The following is an 18,184-nucleotide window of genomic DNA, read 5'->3' as shown; positions in this document are numbered from 1 at the left end:
ATGAATTTTATAGAAACAAAACTAGAAGGTTGTTTTATCATTGAACCAAAAATAATCAAAGACGAAAGAGGTTATTTTATGGAAAGTTTTAATGAAAATACTTTTGCAAAAGGAATAGGTAAAACAGTTCATTTTGTTCAAGATAATCAATCTTATTCTTCAAAAGGAGTTTTGAGAGGTTTACATTATCAAACAGGAGAACATGCTCAAGCAAAATTAGTAAGAGTTCTTCAAGGAGAAGTTTTAGATGTAGCCGTTGATATTAGGCCAGAATCTAAAACCTATGGTCAATATGAATCAATTTTCCTTTCAGGAGAAAACCAAAAGCAATTTTTTGTACCAAGAGGTTTTGCACATGGTTTCCTAGTATTAAGCGAAACGGCAACTTTTTTCTATAAATGTGATAATTTTTACAACAAAGAAAGTGAAGGAGGAATAATGTTTAACGATTCATCTCTAACTATAGATTGGCAATTTCCAATAGACAAATGCATTATTTCTGAAAAAGATCAAATTTTACCAGAATTAAAAAACGCTAAAAAAGTATGGTAGTTTTAGTGACAGGTGCAAACGGACAATTAGGTCAATCTCTTCAATTTATTGCAGAAAAACACCCTGAAATTGAATTTGTGTTTTGTGATTCAAAAAAGTTAGATATCACAGATTATGACAATGTAAATGACGTTTTCAATGAGTTTATTCCTGATTATTGTATAAATGCAGCAGCATATACAGCAGTTGATAAAGCAGAATCAGAACCAGAAAAAGCCTATTCAATTAATGTACTTGGGCCACAAAACTTATCAAAACTTTGTAAAATAAATAATACTGTTTTAGTACATGTTTCTACAGATTTTGTTTTTGATGGAACCAAAAAAACACCTTACACAGAATTAGACAAACCAAATCCAACTGGAGTTTATGGACAGACTAAGTTAGATGGTGAAATTGCGATTCAAGATATTTGGGAAAAACATTATATTGTTAGAACTTCATGGGTTTATTCGCAATTTGGAAATAACTTTATGAAAACCATGTTGCGATTGGCTTCTGAAAGAGATAAGTTATCTGTAGTTGATGACCAAATAGGTACACCAACAAATGCTGTTGATTTAGCAGAAGCTTTATTAACAATTTGCTTATCCAACAACCAACAACTAAGAACCAACAACTATGGAATTTACAACTTTAGCAATGAAGGACAATGTTCTTGGTTTGACTTCGCAAAAAAAATATTTGAAGTCAATAATATTAGAATTAATTTACAACCAATTCCATCTAAAAGTTATCCAACACCAGCACAAAGACCAGCATATAGTGTTTTGGATAAAAGTAAGATTAAAAGTGTTTTTGGTTTAATGATTAATGAATGGTCTGAGAAGATTCCTTTTTAAAGATCAACTCTCTTTTATTATTTAAGAAACAAAAGAAGATCAAACTAAAATAGAACAAACCAAATTGCCTGTAAAAAAAATCTTCTAATAAGCTCACGCATAAAACATTAAACAACATAACATACAATAAAAACGAATTAATTTTTATAGTTAATTTTATGATATTATATATGTAAAATAAAAAAACGAATAGACCAAATATGCCACTTGAGATTAATATATACATAAAATAATTATGCGTTAAATAAATATTGTTTTTATAAAACCCTGAATCGTAGGTTGTTTTATAACATTCTAAAAATGTTTGTTTGATGTTATTAAATCCGACTCCTTTAATAAAATTAACTTCTACTATTTGTTTACTACAGTTTATAATAGCTACTCTTATATTAGTTGAATCATAAGACATTCCTACAGGAGGCTTATTATAACTATTAACAATTTCCACAAATCTATTCTTTACACCAGGTACATTTTTTATTAGAAAAAAAGAACTTGAAATTAATAAAAGCACTAATATAATCTTATAAAACCTTTTTATTTTGGTCTTAAATAAAATGATAAAAAGTATTAATAAAAATAAAAAAACCATGTTGAATTTAGCCAATAAAGCAATTGAAGTAATTAATCCAACAGTAATAAAAAAAATCTCACTCCATTTTTTAGAATTTAAAAGATTTAATATTGAATATGACGTTGTAAATATTATAATTGTTGTAAAATAAGTAGGATGAATTTTAAAAAAAGGAATTTCATAATAAATGAAATCTCTAAACTTTGGAATATTATATTTGTACTGAAAAAGATGTTCTAAATCATAGAAATAAAAAAAAGCTAAAAAATAACTTATGCAAATTAATAAGACTACGTACTTTAATACTTCAAAATAAAAAGTAAGTTTTTCTTTTGTGAAAAAAGATTTAGGAATATTTAAAAAGACAATAGGAAATAATAAAAAGTACAATCCGTTTTTTACAGGTTTTAAATCTTCGGGTTTAGAATACCAAAGAAGACAAGTAATTAATATAATCCAAAAAGGAATTGTTAATAAAAGTGTTTGTTTAGATATTGAAAAACTTTTACTTTTAATTGAATAATAAATAGTATTTATTGTAAGCAAAATAAAAAAGAAGGTGGATATGTTTTCTTTAAAAAAAGGAAATAAAAACAACGAAGGAATTAAGTAATTAAAATTTTTTTCAGCACTAAATATCATGTAAACATTTTTTAATTAACAAATATATTATTATTTTATATTCAAAGAGTCTATTTATTAATAGAATCTTTTACATTTGTATGGATTAAAAGAAAAAAAAGTTTTGAATTACTATGGATTATAAAGATAAAAACAGTGATTATTATAGCAATGTAAGATTAGACTTAATAGACTTTGCTGACTTTAATAAGAATAATTTAAAAATACTTGAAGTAGGTTCTGCTTATTGCGAAACATTAAATTATTTAAAAGAAAAAGGAACTGCATCAATCACTATAGGAATTGATCTTTTTGAAGATGTTAAAGGAAAAGATAAATACAAACCAGTTGACAAAATGATATTTGGCAACATTGAAGAATTAGATTTACCAGAATACAATGATTATTTTGATGTAATTATTTTAGCAGATGTTCTAGAACACATTTATGAACCTAATAAAACACTAGATAAAATAAAAAAATGGCTAAATAAGGATGGGTACATATTAGTAAGTATGCCTAACATTCAACATTATTCTGCATTTAATAAAATATTTTTAAGGGGAAGTTTTAAATATGAAGAAAGTGGTTTGTTTGATTATACACATGTTCGTTTTTATTGCAAAAAAGACATTAAGAATCTATTAGAAAAATCAAATTTCAAAGTCATAAATCAAGACGTTTCTTTTAAACACATAAAAGGTATGACTAAGGCTAAAATAGCAAATATCTTAACACTAGGGCTTTTTAAAAACTACTTATCATACCAATATTTTTTTAAAGCAAATAAGTTATAGGAAAGATTAAATGATTAAAAAATTAGGACTTAAAAATTATGCCTCATTTGGTTTTGGACAAATAATTAGTCTGCTTACACCAATAATAATTGCTCCAAGGTTAATAAGCGTTTGTGGAATTGAAAATTGGGGTAAAATAGGTGTTGGTATCTCGATTTTTTTAATACTAAATATTTTTTTAGACTTTGGAAACCTTATAACGGGTATAAAAACGATTAGTACAAATAAAAATAATCCTTTAAAAATAACGCAATATTTATCTGCAATTTATCAGTTCAAATTTGTAGTATTATCAGCATTATTAGCCTTTTTTATAATTATAATTATAATTTTAAATAAAGAGGTATTCCTTTATTTATTCGGAACAATTTATTTAGTTTCATTAGCTTCAAATCCAATTTGGTATTATCAAGCATTAGAACAATTTAAAAAAATAAATACCATAATTATCATATCAAGATTAACTCAGATTATCTTGATTTATTTATTAATTATCAACAAAAACGATTACATATATTATTTTTTAATAATTGGTTTGTCTAATTTAGTAGTAAATATTTATTTTTTAAGAAAGATATTTTTACAAAATAAAATTAATATTATCAGCTTTTCTAAAACCAATATTGTAGAAATTTTTAAAAGTGAGTTTTCTATTGTATTGTCAAATCTATCTATTTCATTATATGTAAATATTCCAATTTTAATAATAAGCAGTTTATTAGGTAATTATCAATCTGGAATTTACAAAATAGCAGAAATGATAGTTGGATTATTCAGAAGCTATTTATCAGTGTTTTTTGCAGTCAGTTTCCCAAGATTTTGTATTCAGTATAAAAACGATAAAAAAGAAGGATTAAACTTCATACAGTTAATTAACAAAGTGAACATTGCCGCTTTATTTACATTATCAGCATTGTTATTAGGAGTTTATCTAATATTACCTTTAGAATTATATTTTCCCTCAAAAACAATTGAAATAATAGATTTTGTAATAAAATTTATTCCTATACCTATTATAATAGCATTAAATATACCGTTTTATCAATTACTATTATATAATTCAAAAGAAAAAGAAATTTCATATTTATCTATGATAACCGTAGTAATAATGTTTGTTTCATGTTATTTTCTAACTTTAATTTATCAATTAAACGGAAGCCTAATTTCATTATACATAGTAGAAACATTCATTACAGGTTCAATAATATTGTATTATTATAAATATATCAAAACAACAAATCAAAATATATAATGTACATAGTAATTGTAAATTATAACAATAGTAAAGACACAATAGAGTGTTTAGAGAGTGTTTTAAAAAACACAAATAATAATTATCAAATAATAGTAGTTGATAATAGTGAAAACAATAAATCTTATGATGAAATTGTAAACTGGTCTAAAAATGAAATAAGTAATATTGAAACTAAGTTCCATGACATAATATATCCTTTAGAAAAAAAACCTGTAGATTTAGTTCTTTTAAATGAAGAAAGCATATTAAATGAAAACATAAGTAGTAAAATTCTTTTAGTAAAAGCAAAAGAAAATAAAGGGTTCTCTGCTGCCAATAATATTGCTTTAAAATATATTTTAAAGTTTGACAAAAAAAATTCTTTAATATGGTTATTAAATAATGATACAATAATTAAAAAACACACCGTAGATTCTATTCTTTTAGAAGTGTCAAAATTTAATGATAAAGACAAAATATTTTTTGGAACCCCTTTAATCGATTATAATAATCCAGAATTAATCCAAGCTACTGGAGGAAATTATAATTATATAACAGGGAATTCAATTATTGTGGATTTAAATAAGCCACTATTAAATTATAAATTTAATCCTGACTTAAAAGTTGATTTTCCAATTGGAGCATCAATGTTAGTTACAACTAACAATTTATTAAGTACTGGGTTATTGTGCGAAGACTATTTTTTATATTTTGAAGAATTAGATTGGTCTTTTAGAATGATAAAAAATAATGGTTATGTAAAGATCATTAACATATTAAGCGTTTATCATAAACAAGGTAATTCTACAAACACTAAGAATGTAGGAAAAAATTCAGATTTTATAGATCTAGTTTATTTAAAAGCAAAAATGAAATTTGCAACTAAATTTAATAGATATAGTTTAATAGTTTGGGTCTACACCTTAACATTCGCAATTTTTAAAAGACTTTTGCAAGGAGAATTTAAAAGGGCAGTTTCGATTTTTAATATTTTAATTAAAAAATCATATTGACTTGTTTATTAATAAAAAAAACTATTAAATTTGCAGAATAAAATCAAATATTAAATTTTTTAACAAATGAACAAAATAATTTTAGTTTCTTTAATTAGTTTCTTGCTTTTTTCTTGTGGAGATGGTACAAAAAAGGACGAAGCAATCGATGAAAAAGTATTAGTAGCTGATCAATTTTCAGTAACTATTAATGGTTTATATCTAAAAGATGATGTAATATCTATTGTTTACAAAAAAGACGGTTATTATTTATCTGGTGAACCTGTTGAAAAAGTAGTAAAAGGATCAGAACTTCCTCAACAAATTACTATTGACTTACCAAAAGGAGAAAAAATTCAAAATTTATCTATAAATTTAAGTACTAATAAGGAACAAAATGAAATAGGTATTACTGGGATCTCAATTAAAAACAATGATAAGGTTATTTTAAGTGATTCAGATAACTTTACTACATATTTCTTAGCTGGTGAATTTGTTTCTTGGAACGAAGTAACATCTAAATACATAATGAAACATGGAGGTAAATTCCCACCAGCAATGGGAGGAAGTGAACAATTAGAAGCACTTTTAGACAATTAATAAAAACCTTATTTTTATTAAAAAACAAAAAAACTAAAACCAATGTGTTTTAGTTTTTTTGTTTAATTTAGTGTTTTATAAAGCTCGGTCCAAAGATCACCTTTCTTTTCCCAAGAATAATTTTCTTTAACATATTCAGACAACATTATTCCCCTATTGTTTTGTTCTTCATTTGACCAAGAAGAAGCATCATTTAGTGCTTTTGTTAGCTCAACAATATTAGGGTTAATCATTATGCCTCCATTAGTATTCCATTCGGGATTTATACCTGTATAAAATGAAGTAATAACAGGAGTATTACATGCTGCTGCCTCTAAATTCACCATTCCTATAGCTTCAGAATATGAAGGTGCTACAAACGCTTTAGCATTTGATAAAAGATTATATTTTTCATCTCCAAAAACGCCACCTAAAAACATTACTCTTTTTGAAATATTTAATTTTTCACATACTCTTTTTAATTCTTCGGAATATTCGTTTTCTGAACCTACAATTTTTAATCTTATTTTCTTATTATCAATTCTACTAAATGATTCTAAAAGAATGTCTAATCCTTTCTTAGGGTGAATTCTACCTAAAAACATAAAATATTCTTCTTCATCTACTGCATTTTTAATTTTAGGCAAATTGGTATAATGAATTAGATTTGGAATTTCGACAATGTTTTTGTGATTTGTGAGTTTATATAAATTATCCTTTTCAAAAGGAGTAATGGCATGCAAAACATTAGATTTTTTAATAATTTTATTTAAAAAAAGTTTTAAATAAATACTTTTTTTAATTTTTTTATCATTTAAGTGCCAAGGTTCAAGCATTCCGTGAGGAGAAACAACATAAGGAAGATTATTTTTAATAGCTACTTTTGAACCAGTAAAATGTGCATGCATAAAAACACCATGAAGGTGTAAAATACTTTGTGAATCTAAATTTTGCTTTAAATACAAAGATAATTCCTTTGAGTAAGCCCAATTTTTAAATTTATCAGAAGGGAATACTAAAAAATCATCTTTTTCTTCTTTTTTATTACAAATAATTTGACTCTTAAAAGAAGACGATATATGTGAATTTAAATTTAAAACAACTGTTTTTAATCCACCACTTTCATTTGCTACACTTTCTGCTATATGATAAATAGTTTTCAAGGGGTTTGTTTTTTAAAATGATTTAAATAGGAAATATAAAAGATACATAAAAAAAAGAAAAATTCTGGAGGAAAATAATGACCATCTCTAAATAATTTTAGGCATATATATATAAATAATCCTTGTAAAAATATTAATTCTTTGCTAGAAAAAACTAAAACTCCTGCGATAATAGCAATGAGTATAGCTAATAAACCAAAAACACCAAACTCAGAAAGCATTCTAATGGCTAATGAATTGGCATCAAATGAATTATTTGTATGAATATTTTGTTTAACTAAATATTTTGGAGGTCTTAATTCTTTTATATAATTTTCTGTATGCATGTAGTGATGACTCCCAATACCACTTCCAAAAGGGTGATCTTTAACATTTTCCTTCATGATATATACGTTTGCTAACATAACATAGGAACTAAGATTTGTTTCTTCTTTAAACTTACCTGTATTAATAACTTTTAAGTTTTCATACGTGTCATCAACACGCATTTTAAAAAAAGTATAATTATTGTAGATATAAATAAAAGAGATCAATATAAAAGGCATTACTATTACTAAATATGACAATCTTTTTCGATTTAAATTAGGTAATAAAAATAGTAACCCGCAACCAATGTATCCTAAAGAGGAATTGGATAAAATAAGGGTGCCAAAAACAATAAAAAACGAAAGATATTTCTTTGTTTTAAAAAAATAGTAACATGCTGGAATTATTACAATTGCATAATGAGCGGGTTCTTTAAGTATACCACTTAAACGAGGGTCATTATTCGCGTTAAAATTAATTCCTAAAAAATACATAGGATAGGCAATAATAGAAATTACTAATGCCATTTTCAGGTAAACAGCAATTATTTCTTCAACTTTATAAAGCTGTATAAAATTATAATAATATATTCCAATAATTGTAATTCCAATAATTTGAGAAAGCATATAATTAAACGGAATTCCTATAATTGTATAGCAAAACAAACCATGTATGAAAACAAACAGAATAAAATAAATAAAGTTTTTAGTAAAAATAATTTTTTCATAATACGTAAATATTAACAAATAATTTACTAAAAGAATTAAGTAAAATAATTTCCAGTCAATAATTAAATTAAAATAAAAAGCTTCTGTAAATATGGCAAAAACTGAAGAGTAAAGTAAGTATTTTTTTAAGTTTATTTTCATTTATTCATTTGCTTTTGCCAGTGAACTTTTAAATCCATTTTCTAAATCTTCACCTCTTAATTCAAAAGTATTAAATTTATCAATATACCAAGTGAAAGAGATTTTTAATAAGTAAATAATTATTTTCTTAGTCTTCAACAAAAATAGAAAAATATAATTAAAAAGAGTTCTAATTAAAAAAGATGTGAAGTATGTTTCTTTTAAATTTTATACTAAATTGCACCCTTTAAACATAAAGATTAAATTAATGAGATATTCAACATTAGTTAAACAAATATTCATAGTATTAAAATCAAAGTGGATTTTGCAATTAATTAAAGGCAAGCTTTTTTCATTTGCATCATTTGAGGTTGTTTCTAACATAAAAAAAACAGTTCCAAAGTTAGATTTTATTATAGATGTTGGAGCTAATTCTGGACAGTTTTCAAAAGTAGCTAGTTACTTATATCCAAGTGCAGAGATTGAGGTATTTGAGCCTTTACCTAATTTATATCCAAAAATTGAAAAAATTTTTAATGCAAATAATAAAATAACTACTCATAATGTAGCCTTAGGAAATGAAGTTGGCTCAATTAAATTTAATAAAAATAAATTTGGGCATATAAGCTCAATACTAGATATTAGTAATGATAATAATCATTATCCTAAAGAAGAAAATGATTTAGATAAAATTGATGTTTTGATTAAAACTATTGATTCGTTAGAATTTAATAACAAAACAATAAAAGGGGTTTCTTTATTAAAGCTAGACGTTCAAGGCTATGAGCTAGAAGTTTTAAAAGGAGGCGAGAAAACATTAAACAGCATAGATTATATTGTAATTGAAGCTAATTTAGAACAACTTTATGTTAACCAACCGTCATTTACAGAAATTAATGCTTATTTAAACAGTAAAAATTTTGAATTAGATGGTATGTTAGACTTTAATTTAGGAAATAATAACAAGTATATAGAAATTGATTTTTTATATAAAAACAAAAACAAAATTTCTAATTAAATGTCAAAAATATTAATTACGGGAGGTTCGGGTTTTATTGGTACTAACTTAATAGACTATTTATGTTTAAAAGGTCATGAGATAATAAATTTTGATAAAAAAAAACCAAAAAACCAAAAATATCTAAACAATTGGTTTAAGGGAAATATTCTAAATAAAAAAGAATTATTAGAATGTTTTGAAACCTTTAATCCTGAATATGTAATTCATTTAGCAGCAAGAGTAGATTTAGATGAGAAAAACAATTTAAGCGGTTACGCAAGTAATATTGAGGGTGTTGAAAATATAGTTGACATTATTAATAAAAGACCTAATATTAAAAGAACAATTTACGCATCAAGTCGTATGGTTTGTAAAATTGACTATATACCTAAAAATTTTGATGATTATTGTCCTCCAAATTTATATGGAGAAAGTAAAATGTTAGGTGAAAAAATAGTTGGTGAAAATGCCAATCATGATTATGTAATAGTTAGACCTACTTCTATTTGGGGACCATATTTTGAAATTCCGTATAGAACTTTTTTTGATACTGTAAAAAAAGGACTGTTTTTTTTACCCAAAAATCAGTACCCAAAAAAATCTTTTGGATTTGTATTAAATACAGTATTTCAATTGGAAACCATACTTTTTGCATCAGGTAATAAAATTAAGAAAAATTATTATTTAAGTGATTACCCATCAATTGATCTTAAAGAATGGGCAGATATGGTTTCAATGCAATTCAACAATAAAAAAAGTAAAGAAATACCAATGTTTCCGTTAAAAATAGTTTCTAAAATTGGAGACTTATGTCAAATTCTAGGCTGGAAAAACCCTCCATTAACTACATTTAGATTAAATAATTTAATTACATACATGGTTTATGATATGTCTGATTTAGAAGAATTGTGTGGAAAATTACCATACAAACTTGAAGAAGGTGTTAAAATTACTGTTGATTGGATGAAAAATGAAAAATAAGGAATTCTTTTTCATAAAATAAAAATCAAAAAACTTATAAATGAGTTATCAATCAGTTCAAATAGTAGGAATAAAGTTTTACAACGGTTTAGTAAAAGGAGTTTTTGATTTTCTTCATGAAAAAGGAGGATTACTTACAGTTCCAGCTGCACCTGCTTTGGTTACAATTAAAGAAGATAAAGCTTATTATGAATCTTTATTAAATTCTGACATAGTCATTCCTGATAGTGGTTATATGGTATTGATTTGGAATTTTTTATATAAAAATAAATTAAAAAAAATATCAGGGTTAGAATTTATTAATCATTTTTTATCTCAAAGTGATAGAGTAAATCAAGGTAAATTGTTTTTAATAAACCCTTCAGAACTTGATGGTAAAATTAATACTCAATATCTAAACAATGCCGGATTTGATTTAGAAGAAGCATATAATTATACTGCACCTTTTTATAAAAACAACATTATTGATGTTGATTTATTAGATCAATTAGAGAAAAAAAAGCCAAAATGGATTCTTATTAACATTGGAGGAGGAACACAGGAAAAATTAGGATTATATTTAAAAGAAAACTTATTTTATAATCCGGCAATCTTATGCACAGGAGCAGCAATAGCCTTTAAAACCGGGAGACAAGGTAAAATGCCAACTTGGATGGATCAAATCTACTTAGGTTGGTTGCATAGGTGTATTTCAAATCCCAAAACATTTGTTCCTAGGTATTTAAAAGGATTTAAGTTGTTAAAACTTATTTTACAATACAAAACGGGTGTAATTAAGTGAAATTGTTACAATAGTTACAAAAAAATAAATTAAAAAAATTATATTTGTAGACTAGTTTACATAATTACATTAAAAATATAATGAAAAAAATATTAGTTTGTGGTGCAGGAGGATTTATTGGAGGTCATCTTGTTAACCGATTAAAATCAGATGGATTTTGGGTAAGAGGAGTAGATTTAAAAGAAAACGAATACGGAAATAATAATTCAGACGAGTTTATATTAGGAGATTTAAGAGATCCTGAAATTGCAAAAGAAGTTGTTAAAGGCATTGACGAAGTATATCAATTAGCTGCAGACATGGGAGGTGCAGGATATATTTTTACGGGTGAGCATGACGCAGACGTTATGAATAATTCGGCATTATGTAACTTAAATGTTCTTGGAGCATCTCAAAAAGAAGGAGTGAAAAAGATTTTTTATTCTTCTTCAGCTTGTATGTATCCTGAATATAATCAAATGGATCCTAACAATCCAAAATGTTCTGAAGATTCTGCATATCCAGCAGCACCAGATAGTGAATATGGATGGGAAAAACTTTTTAGTGAAAGATTATATTTGTCTTATCAAAGAAATTACGGAATAGAAGTTAGAATAGCACGTTTTCATAACATCTTTGGACCTCAAGGAACATGGAATGGTGGAAAAGAAAAAGCACCTGCTGCAATGTGTAGAAAAGCCGCTGAAGCAAAAGAGGGAAGCCAAATTGAGGTATGGGGAGATGGTAAGCAAACAAGATCATTTCTTTACATTGACGAATGTGTTGAAGCCGTAATGAGATTAATGAATTCAGATTTTTCTGGGCCAGTAAACATCGGTTCTGAAGAAATGATTTCAATTAATGATTTCGCAAAAATGGCTATCGAAATATCAGGAAAAAATTTATCAATAAAAAATATAGAAGGACCAACAGGAGTTAGAGGAAGAAATTCTGACAATAAACTTTTATTAGAAAAGTTGAGTTGGCAACCTTCACAATCTTTAAAAGAAGGAATGAAAACAACCTATAAATGGATTGAAAATCAAATTTAATATTTTAAAAAGCGAGTTTAATTTAAACTCGCTTTTTTATTGGCTAATATTAATTATATTGCTAGTACAAAAAAAGAATTTAAATTAGAAAAGTAATGAAACATTTTCAAGCTATTTTTAAAGAAATAATTAATGATTTCAATCAAGACAAAAGAAATAATTATATCAATGTTTTTTTTATTTTTATTTTAATAAGTATTCCTTTTTATAATTTTATAAATAGTCTTATAATTGCTATTTTTTTTTTAATAAGTTCTTTTAAATTTAGATTTAATAAAGAAAAAAACGTCTCTATATCTTTATTAATTGTTCTTTACATATTAATGATAATTTCTTGGCTTTGGAGTATAGATAAAGCCCTAACTATAGAAGCATTACTAAAAGAAATTCCACTATTAATTATTCCAATTTGCTTTCTTTTATGCAAAGATATTATTATCCTAAATAAAGATAAAATCCTCAAATATTATAGTTATTCAATAGTTGTTTTAACAGTATTTTTTTTAACAAAAGCAATTTATAATTATTTTTTAACAAAAGACTTTAGTGTTTTTTTCTTTCATAATTTAGTTACTAAAGAATTAAATGCTGTTCATTTTTCTGTTTTTGTTACCCTTGCTCTTTTTTATTTTTTAACTAAAGATTTGAAAAAGATAAACGATTATATCTTAGTTGTTTTTCTATTAATATTTCTTCTTTTACTATCTTCTAAAAACATTATACTTTCAACAATTCTTCTTTCAGGAATTTATTTTTTCTATTATTCTAAATCAGCAAATAAAATGCGATTGAGGAATATAATAATTTTAGGTGTTGTATTGTTGTCAGTTCTTTCCTTTAGCTTAATTAAAGAACGTTTAATCTTTGAATTTAAAATAAAAGAAGAAAGCAATATTGGTCATACAGTAATTAATAAAAAAGAAATAGGTTCCAATATTATTAGCATGAAAGAAGCTTGGTATAATGAAAAATTTAACCAAACCGATTATTTTTCAGGCTCTTCTTTTAGAGTTTATCAAACGCGTTTATTTTTCGAGTTTTTACAAGAAGATAATATTTTTTGGAAAGGTTTTGGTCTTAACTCGTCCTATAAAAAACTTGAAGAAAAAGGAATTCATTACAATGTTTTTCAAGGTAATAATCAAGTTGAGGGCTATCAAAAAAAGAACTTTCACAACCAATATATTCAAGTTTTTGCAGAATTAGGGATGTTCGGGTTTCTAATTTTAGTTATAATTCTATATGTAAATCTCAAAAAAGCGATAAAACACAAAGATTTTATGCATATTGCTTTTGCAGTTCTAATGATTAGTTTATTTTTGACGGAATCTTTTTTGTGGAGACAGCGTGGTGTGGTTTTTTTTACTGCATTTTATTGCCTATTTAATTATACCAAAAAAGAGTAAATTTCAATTAGATGAAAAGAATATTAATTACTGGTGCAGCTGGCTTTTTGGGATCACATTTATGTGACAGATTTATTAAGGAAGGCTATTTCGTAATTGGAATGGATAACCTAATTACTGGAGATTTAAAAAATATAGAACATTTATTTAAAGACAAAAACTTTGAATTTTATCATCATGATATTACAAAGTTTGTTCATGTGCCAGGAAAAGTAGATTATATTCTTCACTTTGCTTCACCTGCAAGTCCTATAGATTATTTAAAAATTCCTATTCAAACTTTAAAAGTAGGTTCTTTAGGAACACATAATTTATTGGGATTAGCGCGAGTAAAAAATGCTAGAATTCTAATTGCATCCACATCAGAAATTTATGGTGACCCATTAGTTCATCCACAAACCGAAGAATATTATGGAAACGTAAACACAATTGGTCCAAGAGGTGTTTATGATGAAGCAAAACGTTTTCAAGAATCCATAACAATGGCTTATCATACATTTCATGGTTTAGAAACAAGAATTGTCAGGATTTTTAATACGTATGGACCTAGAATGCGATTAAATGACGGCCGTGTAATTCCGGCTTTTATAGGGCAAGCGTTACGAGGAGAAGATCTAACTATTTTTGGTGATGGAAGTCAAACTAGATCATTTTGTTATGTAGATGATCAAGTTGAAGGAATATATAGATTATTACTTTCAGATTATCATTTGCCAGTTAACATTGGAAATCCAGATGAAATTACGATTAAAGATTTTGCAGACGAGATAATAAAATTGACAGGAACAGAGCAAAAAGTTGTTTACCATCCTTTACCTATGAATGATCCATTGCAAAGACAACCGGATACTACTAAAGCAAAAAACATACTAGGTTGGGAAGCAAAAGTTTCAAGAGAAGAGGGAATGAAAATAACGTATGATTATTTTAAATCTTTATCAAAAGAAGAGTTAATGAAAGAAGAACATAAAGATTTTACAAAATATATTCACTAAATCAATGCATAAAGGCAGATATTCAAAATACATAAGACCATTTAGTGTGTTATTAGATTTAATTATGATCTTAATGCTTTTTCCTTATTTTTTTAAAGGATTAAACATAGATTTTATATTATTTGGAACTTTTCTTTTTGGTTCTTGGGTAGTTGTCTCCTTTTTTACTAAATTTTACGAAGTTTTTCGTTTTACCACACCAGTAGAAATACTTTCTAAAATTGTAAAACAAGCCGTTTTTTTTACACTTGTTATTATTGCTTTTTTCCCTTTTTACAAAATAGCGATTTTTAGCGGCAAAGCAATATCATTATATATTTTAGTTCTTTTCTTAATAATTATAATAATAAAAACGCTGCTTTTTTATTATTTAAAAAAATATCGATTATCTACAGGAAATAATTATAGAAATGTTGTAATTGTTGGTTTTACGGATGAAGCAATTAACTTAAAAAACATTTTTGACGAAAGAGATGACTATGGATATAGGTTTAAAGGTTTTTTTTCAGATAAAAAAAAGAATGAAAAAATAATAGGCAAAACCAATTTACTTTATACTTTTTGTATTGAAAACAATATAGATGAGATATATTGTTCTTTAAATGAAATTTCCAATAATCAAATGAAAGAATTGGTAGAATTTTCAGATGCAAATAAAATTGAAATCAAGTTTATTCCAGATTCAACAGATGTGTTTTCGAAAAATTTTCGAACAAATTATTACGAATTATTTCCTGTTTTAACACTACAAAAAACACCGCTTCACAATCCTACAATTCAACTAATAAAAAGAACTTTTGATGTTGTTTTTTCACTACTAATAGTTATAGGCGTCCTTTCATGGTTAACACCACTTTTGGCAATATTAATTAAATTAGAATCAAAAGGCCCCGTTTTTTTTAAACAAAGTAGACCAGGAATTAATGAAGAAGAATTTAGTTGTTATAAGTTTCGATCCATGAAGTTAAATGGAACAACAGAAACCGAAGCTTCAAAAAATGACCCAAGAGTAACTAAAATAGGTCGATTTATAAGAAAAACAAGCATAGACGAAATACCTCAATTTTTTAATGTATTAAAAGGAGAAATGTCTGTAGTTGGACCAAGACCTCACTTATGGTCACAAAATGTAGCTTATGGCAATAAGGTTAAAAAATATATGGTTAGGCATTATGTAAAGCCTGGAGTAACAGGTTTGGCACAAGTAAAAGGATTTAGAGGAGAAATTGAAACGGATGACGACATGATTAATAGAATAAAATTCGATGTTTTCTATATTGAAAATTGGTCTTTTATAATGGACATCAAAATTATAATTCAAACCGTAGTAAATATTTTTAAAGGAGATGATAAAGCATACTAATGAGAAACCTAGTCTCCATTGTAACTCCAACATTCAATTCAGCTAAATATATTACTGAAACGATTACATCTGTTCAAAAACAAACCCATCAAAATTGGGAAATGATTTTGGTTGATGATTGCTCTTCTGATAATACAATCGATTTAATCAAGTCTTTTATTACTAATGACAACAGAATACAACTTCATCAATTAGAATCAAATTCAGGGCCAGCAGTTGCTCGTAACAAAGGAATTGAACATGTTTCCGGAAAGTACATGACGTTTTTAGATGCAGATGATGTTTGGTTTGAAAATTTTATCGAAAACAGCATCAAAACCATTCAAGAAACCGGAATTCATTTTGTGTTTTCTTCTTACAAACGTTCAGATGAAGAACTAAATTTCATTTATTCTGATTTCATTGTTCCTCAAAAAGTAACTTATTCGGATATTTTAAAATCAAACTCTATTAGTTGTTTAACGGCATTTTTAGATATTGAAACTTTGGGAAAAAAATCAATGCCTTTAATACGAAAACGTCAAGATATGGGTTTGTGGTTGCAATACTTAAAGGAAATTCCTTTTGCTTACGGAATTCAAGAACCAAAAGCCATTTATCGAATTAGAGAAAATTCTTTATCACGTAAAAAATCTAATTTATTGAAATATCAATGGCAATTTTATAGAGAAGTTGAACAATTAAACGTTTTTCAATCCACTTATTATATGTTACATTGGATGTATCGTGGTTTTATGAAGTATAGAAATTAAAGCATAGACTGAAACTGTTTCAATTTTCCTCTTTTAGTTCTTTCTAAAAAGTCTTTTCTTGTAAAAATAAACTTCAGATTAGGTTCTAAATACAATTCAATAGCATCTTCAATTTTCTTAATTTGAGCTGAAGTTAAATTAAATTCACTTACATAATCAATTTCGAAGGAATCAATTTTAGTTTGTTTTACTACAAATTCTTTTACATTTCCATCGTCTTCAATAATACTTTTTGTAACATAGTAAAACGTTAAACCTGGAGATTTTTTTCCACTTGGCAAAACAGCCAAATCATTTGTTCGACCAATTAATTTCTTTAAAATAGGTTTTTTAAAGGTGCTTTTTTCATCCAAAATACCAACATCACCGATTTCATATCTAATAAAAGGATGAGCTTTGTTATATAAGGAAGTAATCACAATTTTTCCTTCTTTTCCGTTTGGGACAGGTTGATTATTATCATCTAAAATTTCAACAAAAAGAGTTTCACTATTAACTTGCCATTCCCCTTTTGTGTTTTCAAAAGCAATTAAATCTAATTCAGATGCACCATATTCATTCACAATTGGAACACCAAATTGCTTTTCCATCAGTATTTTGTCTTCATCAAAAAGCATTTCAGAAGTCACTAAACAAACTTTTAAAGTTGGACAAACATCTTTTAAAACAATGTTTTTTTGTTGTAAAAACTTAGCAAATAATACAATTGAACTTGTGTAACCATTAATGTAATCGAATTTTGATCTCTTAAACTTTGCTAATACGTTTTCTAAAAAGTCATCAGACAAATCAAAAATTGAAAAACGATAACGATTTCCCAAAAAATCTTTCAAACGTTCTTTTTTATTTCCAATAAAATCTAACGGAATTCCATAAAAACGCGCTTGATAACTTGAATTAAAATCAATTCCATACCAACCAAAACGATAAATTATCGAAGCCCAAGTAATCGCATGACACATCTTATCTTTAGCAAAAACAAAAGGAGCACCACTAGAACCAGAAGTTTTGTTGACAAAAACAGTTTTTGGTGAATAACCATCTGAAAGTCTTTCGGCTAAAGGTTGTTGTAAATCTTTCTTAGTTAAAACTGGTAAAGTATTCCAATTTTCAATTTCAGCTTTCCCAACTAATTTTTGATAAAACGTATTGTTTTGAAGATGAAAATTTACAATTTCATTGCGTTTTTTTGTTACATAAGTTTCAAATTTTCCTTCTGAAATTGCTAAAATTTTTTCAAATACAGTTGTAGCTTTCTTTATTGGAAAACCATTTAATCGTAATGAAAAATCAAATAATTTAAACACGTTTTGTAAATTTTATCAAAAATAAGAAAACTAAAACTTTTTAAACGAAAATTATATTTT

The 18,184-nt window shown here is 26.0% G+C and carries 20 protein-coding genes; 16 read left to right on the top strand and 4 right to left on the bottom strand.

Annotated elements, in window-relative coordinates; genetic code table 11:
- Both rfbC and rfbD read left to right on the top strand, forming a co-directional pair.
- On the top strand, positions 1 to 552 hold the full coding sequence (rfbC, locus tag G507_RS0112290; RefSeq protein WP_026717761.1) for a dTDP-4-dehydrorhamnose 3,5-epimerase: 552 nt from the start codon (positions 1 to 3) through the stop codon (positions 550 to 552).
- A complete protein-coding gene (rfbD, locus tag G507_RS0112285; RefSeq protein WP_026717760.1) occupies positions 546 to 1,394 on the top strand; it encodes a dTDP-4-dehydrorhamnose reductase in 849 nt (282 codons plus the stop codon). Before rfbC ends, rfbD begins: the two co-directional genes overlap by 7 nt.
- On the opposite strand, the gene G507_RS18000 is transcribed toward rfbD, so the two are convergent.
- Positions 1,363 to 1,986, bottom strand: a complete 624-nt coding sequence (locus tag G507_RS18000; RefSeq protein ID WP_415776870.1) for an O-antigen ligase family protein — start codon at positions 1,984 to 1,986, stop codon at positions 1,363 to 1,365. The genes rfbD and G507_RS18000 overlap by 32 nt on opposite strands.
- Here G507_RS18000 and G507_RS17910 point away from each other — a divergent pair.
- The 6 genes from G507_RS17910 to G507_RS0112260 all read left to right on the top strand — a co-directional run bounded on the left by G507_RS17910 (position 1,952) and on the right by G507_RS0112260 (position 6,212).
- Complete coding sequence (locus G507_RS17910) at positions 1,952 to 2,119, top strand: hypothetical protein (RefSeq protein ID WP_245575619.1); 168 nt, start codon at positions 1,952 to 1,954, stop codon at positions 2,117 to 2,119. The genes G507_RS18000 and G507_RS17910 overlap by 35 nt on opposite strands.
- A 183-nt stretch (positions 2,120 to 2,302) precedes the next feature.
- On the top strand, positions 2,303 to 2,491 hold the full coding sequence (locus G507_RS17905; RefSeq protein WP_245575618.1) for a hypothetical protein: 189 nt from the start codon (positions 2,303 to 2,305) through the stop codon (positions 2,489 to 2,491).
- A gap of 232 nt (positions 2,492 to 2,723) precedes the next feature.
- Entirely contained in the window at positions 2,724 to 3,386 is a 663-nt protein-coding gene (locus tag G507_RS16945; RefSeq protein WP_051191677.1) for a class I SAM-dependent methyltransferase, read from the top strand.
- Between the two features lie 10 nt (positions 3,387 to 3,396).
- Positions 3,397 to 4,638, top strand: a complete 1,242-nt coding sequence (locus G507_RS0112270) for an oligosaccharide flippase family protein (protein WP_026717758.1) — start codon at positions 3,397 to 3,399, stop codon at positions 4,636 to 4,638.
- Entirely contained in the window at positions 4,638 to 5,633 is a 996-nt protein-coding gene (locus G507_RS0112265; RefSeq protein WP_026717757.1) for a glycosyltransferase, read from the top strand. Before G507_RS0112270 ends, G507_RS0112265 begins: the two co-directional genes overlap by 1 nt.
- Positions 5,634 to 5,699: 66 nt before the next feature.
- Entirely contained in the window at positions 5,700 to 6,212 is a 513-nt protein-coding gene (locus tag G507_RS0112260) for a hypothetical protein (protein WP_026717756.1), read from the top strand.
- A gap of 62 nt (positions 6,213 to 6,274) precedes the next feature.
- Here G507_RS0112260 and G507_RS0112255 read toward each other — a convergent pair whose 3' ends face one another.
- Positions 6,275 to 7,354 carry a glycosyltransferase gene (locus tag G507_RS0112255; protein WP_026717755.1) on the bottom strand — a complete coding sequence of 360 codons (1,080 nt, stop codon included), beginning with the start codon at positions 7,352 to 7,354 and terminating at the stop codon, positions 6,275 to 6,277.
- Positions 7,351 to 8,529 carry an O-antigen ligase family protein gene (locus G507_RS0112250; RefSeq protein ID WP_026717754.1) on the bottom strand — a complete coding sequence of 393 codons (1,179 nt, stop codon included), beginning with the start codon at positions 8,527 to 8,529 and terminating at the stop codon, positions 7,351 to 7,353. The genes G507_RS0112255 and G507_RS0112250 overlap by 4 nt, the downstream gene beginning before the upstream one ends.
- Positions 8,530 to 8,776: 247 nt before the next feature.
- On the opposite strand from G507_RS0112250, the gene G507_RS0112240 reads away from it, so the two are divergent.
- From G507_RS0112240 to G507_RS0112205, 8 genes are all read left to right on the top strand, one after another.
- Positions 8,777 to 9,526, top strand: a complete 750-nt coding sequence (locus G507_RS0112240; protein WP_026717753.1) for an FkbM family methyltransferase — start codon at positions 8,777 to 8,779, stop codon at positions 9,524 to 9,526.
- The gene (locus G507_RS0112235; RefSeq protein ID WP_026717752.1) at positions 9,527 to 10,489 is read left to right on the top strand and encodes an NAD-dependent epimerase/dehydratase family protein; all 963 of its coding nucleotides are present in this window, start codon (positions 9,527 to 9,529) and stop codon (positions 10,487 to 10,489) included.
- Between the two features lie 40 nt (positions 10,490 to 10,529).
- Entirely contained in the window at positions 10,530 to 11,270 is a 741-nt protein-coding gene (locus G507_RS0112230; RefSeq protein WP_026717751.1) for a WecB/TagA/CpsF family glycosyltransferase, read from the top strand.
- Positions 11,271 to 11,350: 80 nt separating this feature from the next.
- On the top strand, positions 11,351 to 12,301 hold the full coding sequence (locus G507_RS0112225; RefSeq protein WP_026717750.1) for an NAD-dependent epimerase/dehydratase family protein: 951 nt from the start codon (positions 11,351 to 11,353) through the stop codon (positions 12,299 to 12,301).
- Between the two features lie 95 nt (positions 12,302 to 12,396).
- Positions 12,397 to 13,707 carry an O-antigen ligase family protein gene (locus G507_RS0112220; RefSeq protein ID WP_026717749.1) on the top strand — a complete coding sequence of 437 codons (1,311 nt, stop codon included), beginning with the start codon at positions 12,397 to 12,399 and terminating at the stop codon, positions 13,705 to 13,707.
- A gap of 11 nt (positions 13,708 to 13,718) precedes the next feature.
- A complete protein-coding gene (locus tag G507_RS0112215; protein ID WP_026717748.1) occupies positions 13,719 to 14,702 on the top strand; it encodes a UDP-glucuronic acid decarboxylase family protein in 984 nt (327 codons plus the stop codon).
- Positions 14,703 to 14,706: 4 nt separating this feature from the next.
- Complete coding sequence (locus tag G507_RS0112210) at positions 14,707 to 16,065, top strand: undecaprenyl-phosphate glucose phosphotransferase (RefSeq protein WP_026717747.1); 1,359 nt, start codon at positions 14,707 to 14,709, stop codon at positions 16,063 to 16,065.
- Positions 16,065 to 16,817, top strand: a complete 753-nt coding sequence (locus G507_RS0112205) for a glycosyltransferase family 2 protein (protein WP_026717746.1) — start codon at positions 16,065 to 16,067, stop codon at positions 16,815 to 16,817. The genes G507_RS0112210 and G507_RS0112205 overlap by 1 nt, the downstream gene beginning before the upstream one ends.
- Here G507_RS0112205 and G507_RS0112200 read toward each other — a convergent pair.
- Complete coding sequence (locus G507_RS0112200) at positions 16,814 to 18,124, bottom strand: phenylacetate--CoA ligase family protein (RefSeq protein WP_026717745.1); 1,311 nt, start codon at positions 18,122 to 18,124, stop codon at positions 16,814 to 16,816. The genes G507_RS0112205 and G507_RS0112200 overlap by 4 nt on opposite strands.
- Between the last annotated feature and the right edge of the window lie 60 nt (positions 18,125 to 18,184).

Origin of the sequence: Flavobacterium gelidilacus DSM 15343 (assembly GCF_000422685.1) — a bacterium.
GTDB classification, from domain to species: domain Bacteria; phylum Bacteroidota; class Bacteroidia; order Flavobacteriales; family Flavobacteriaceae; genus Flavobacterium; species Flavobacterium gelidilacus.
This window is presented reverse-complemented; position numbering and strand designations above follow the sequence as displayed.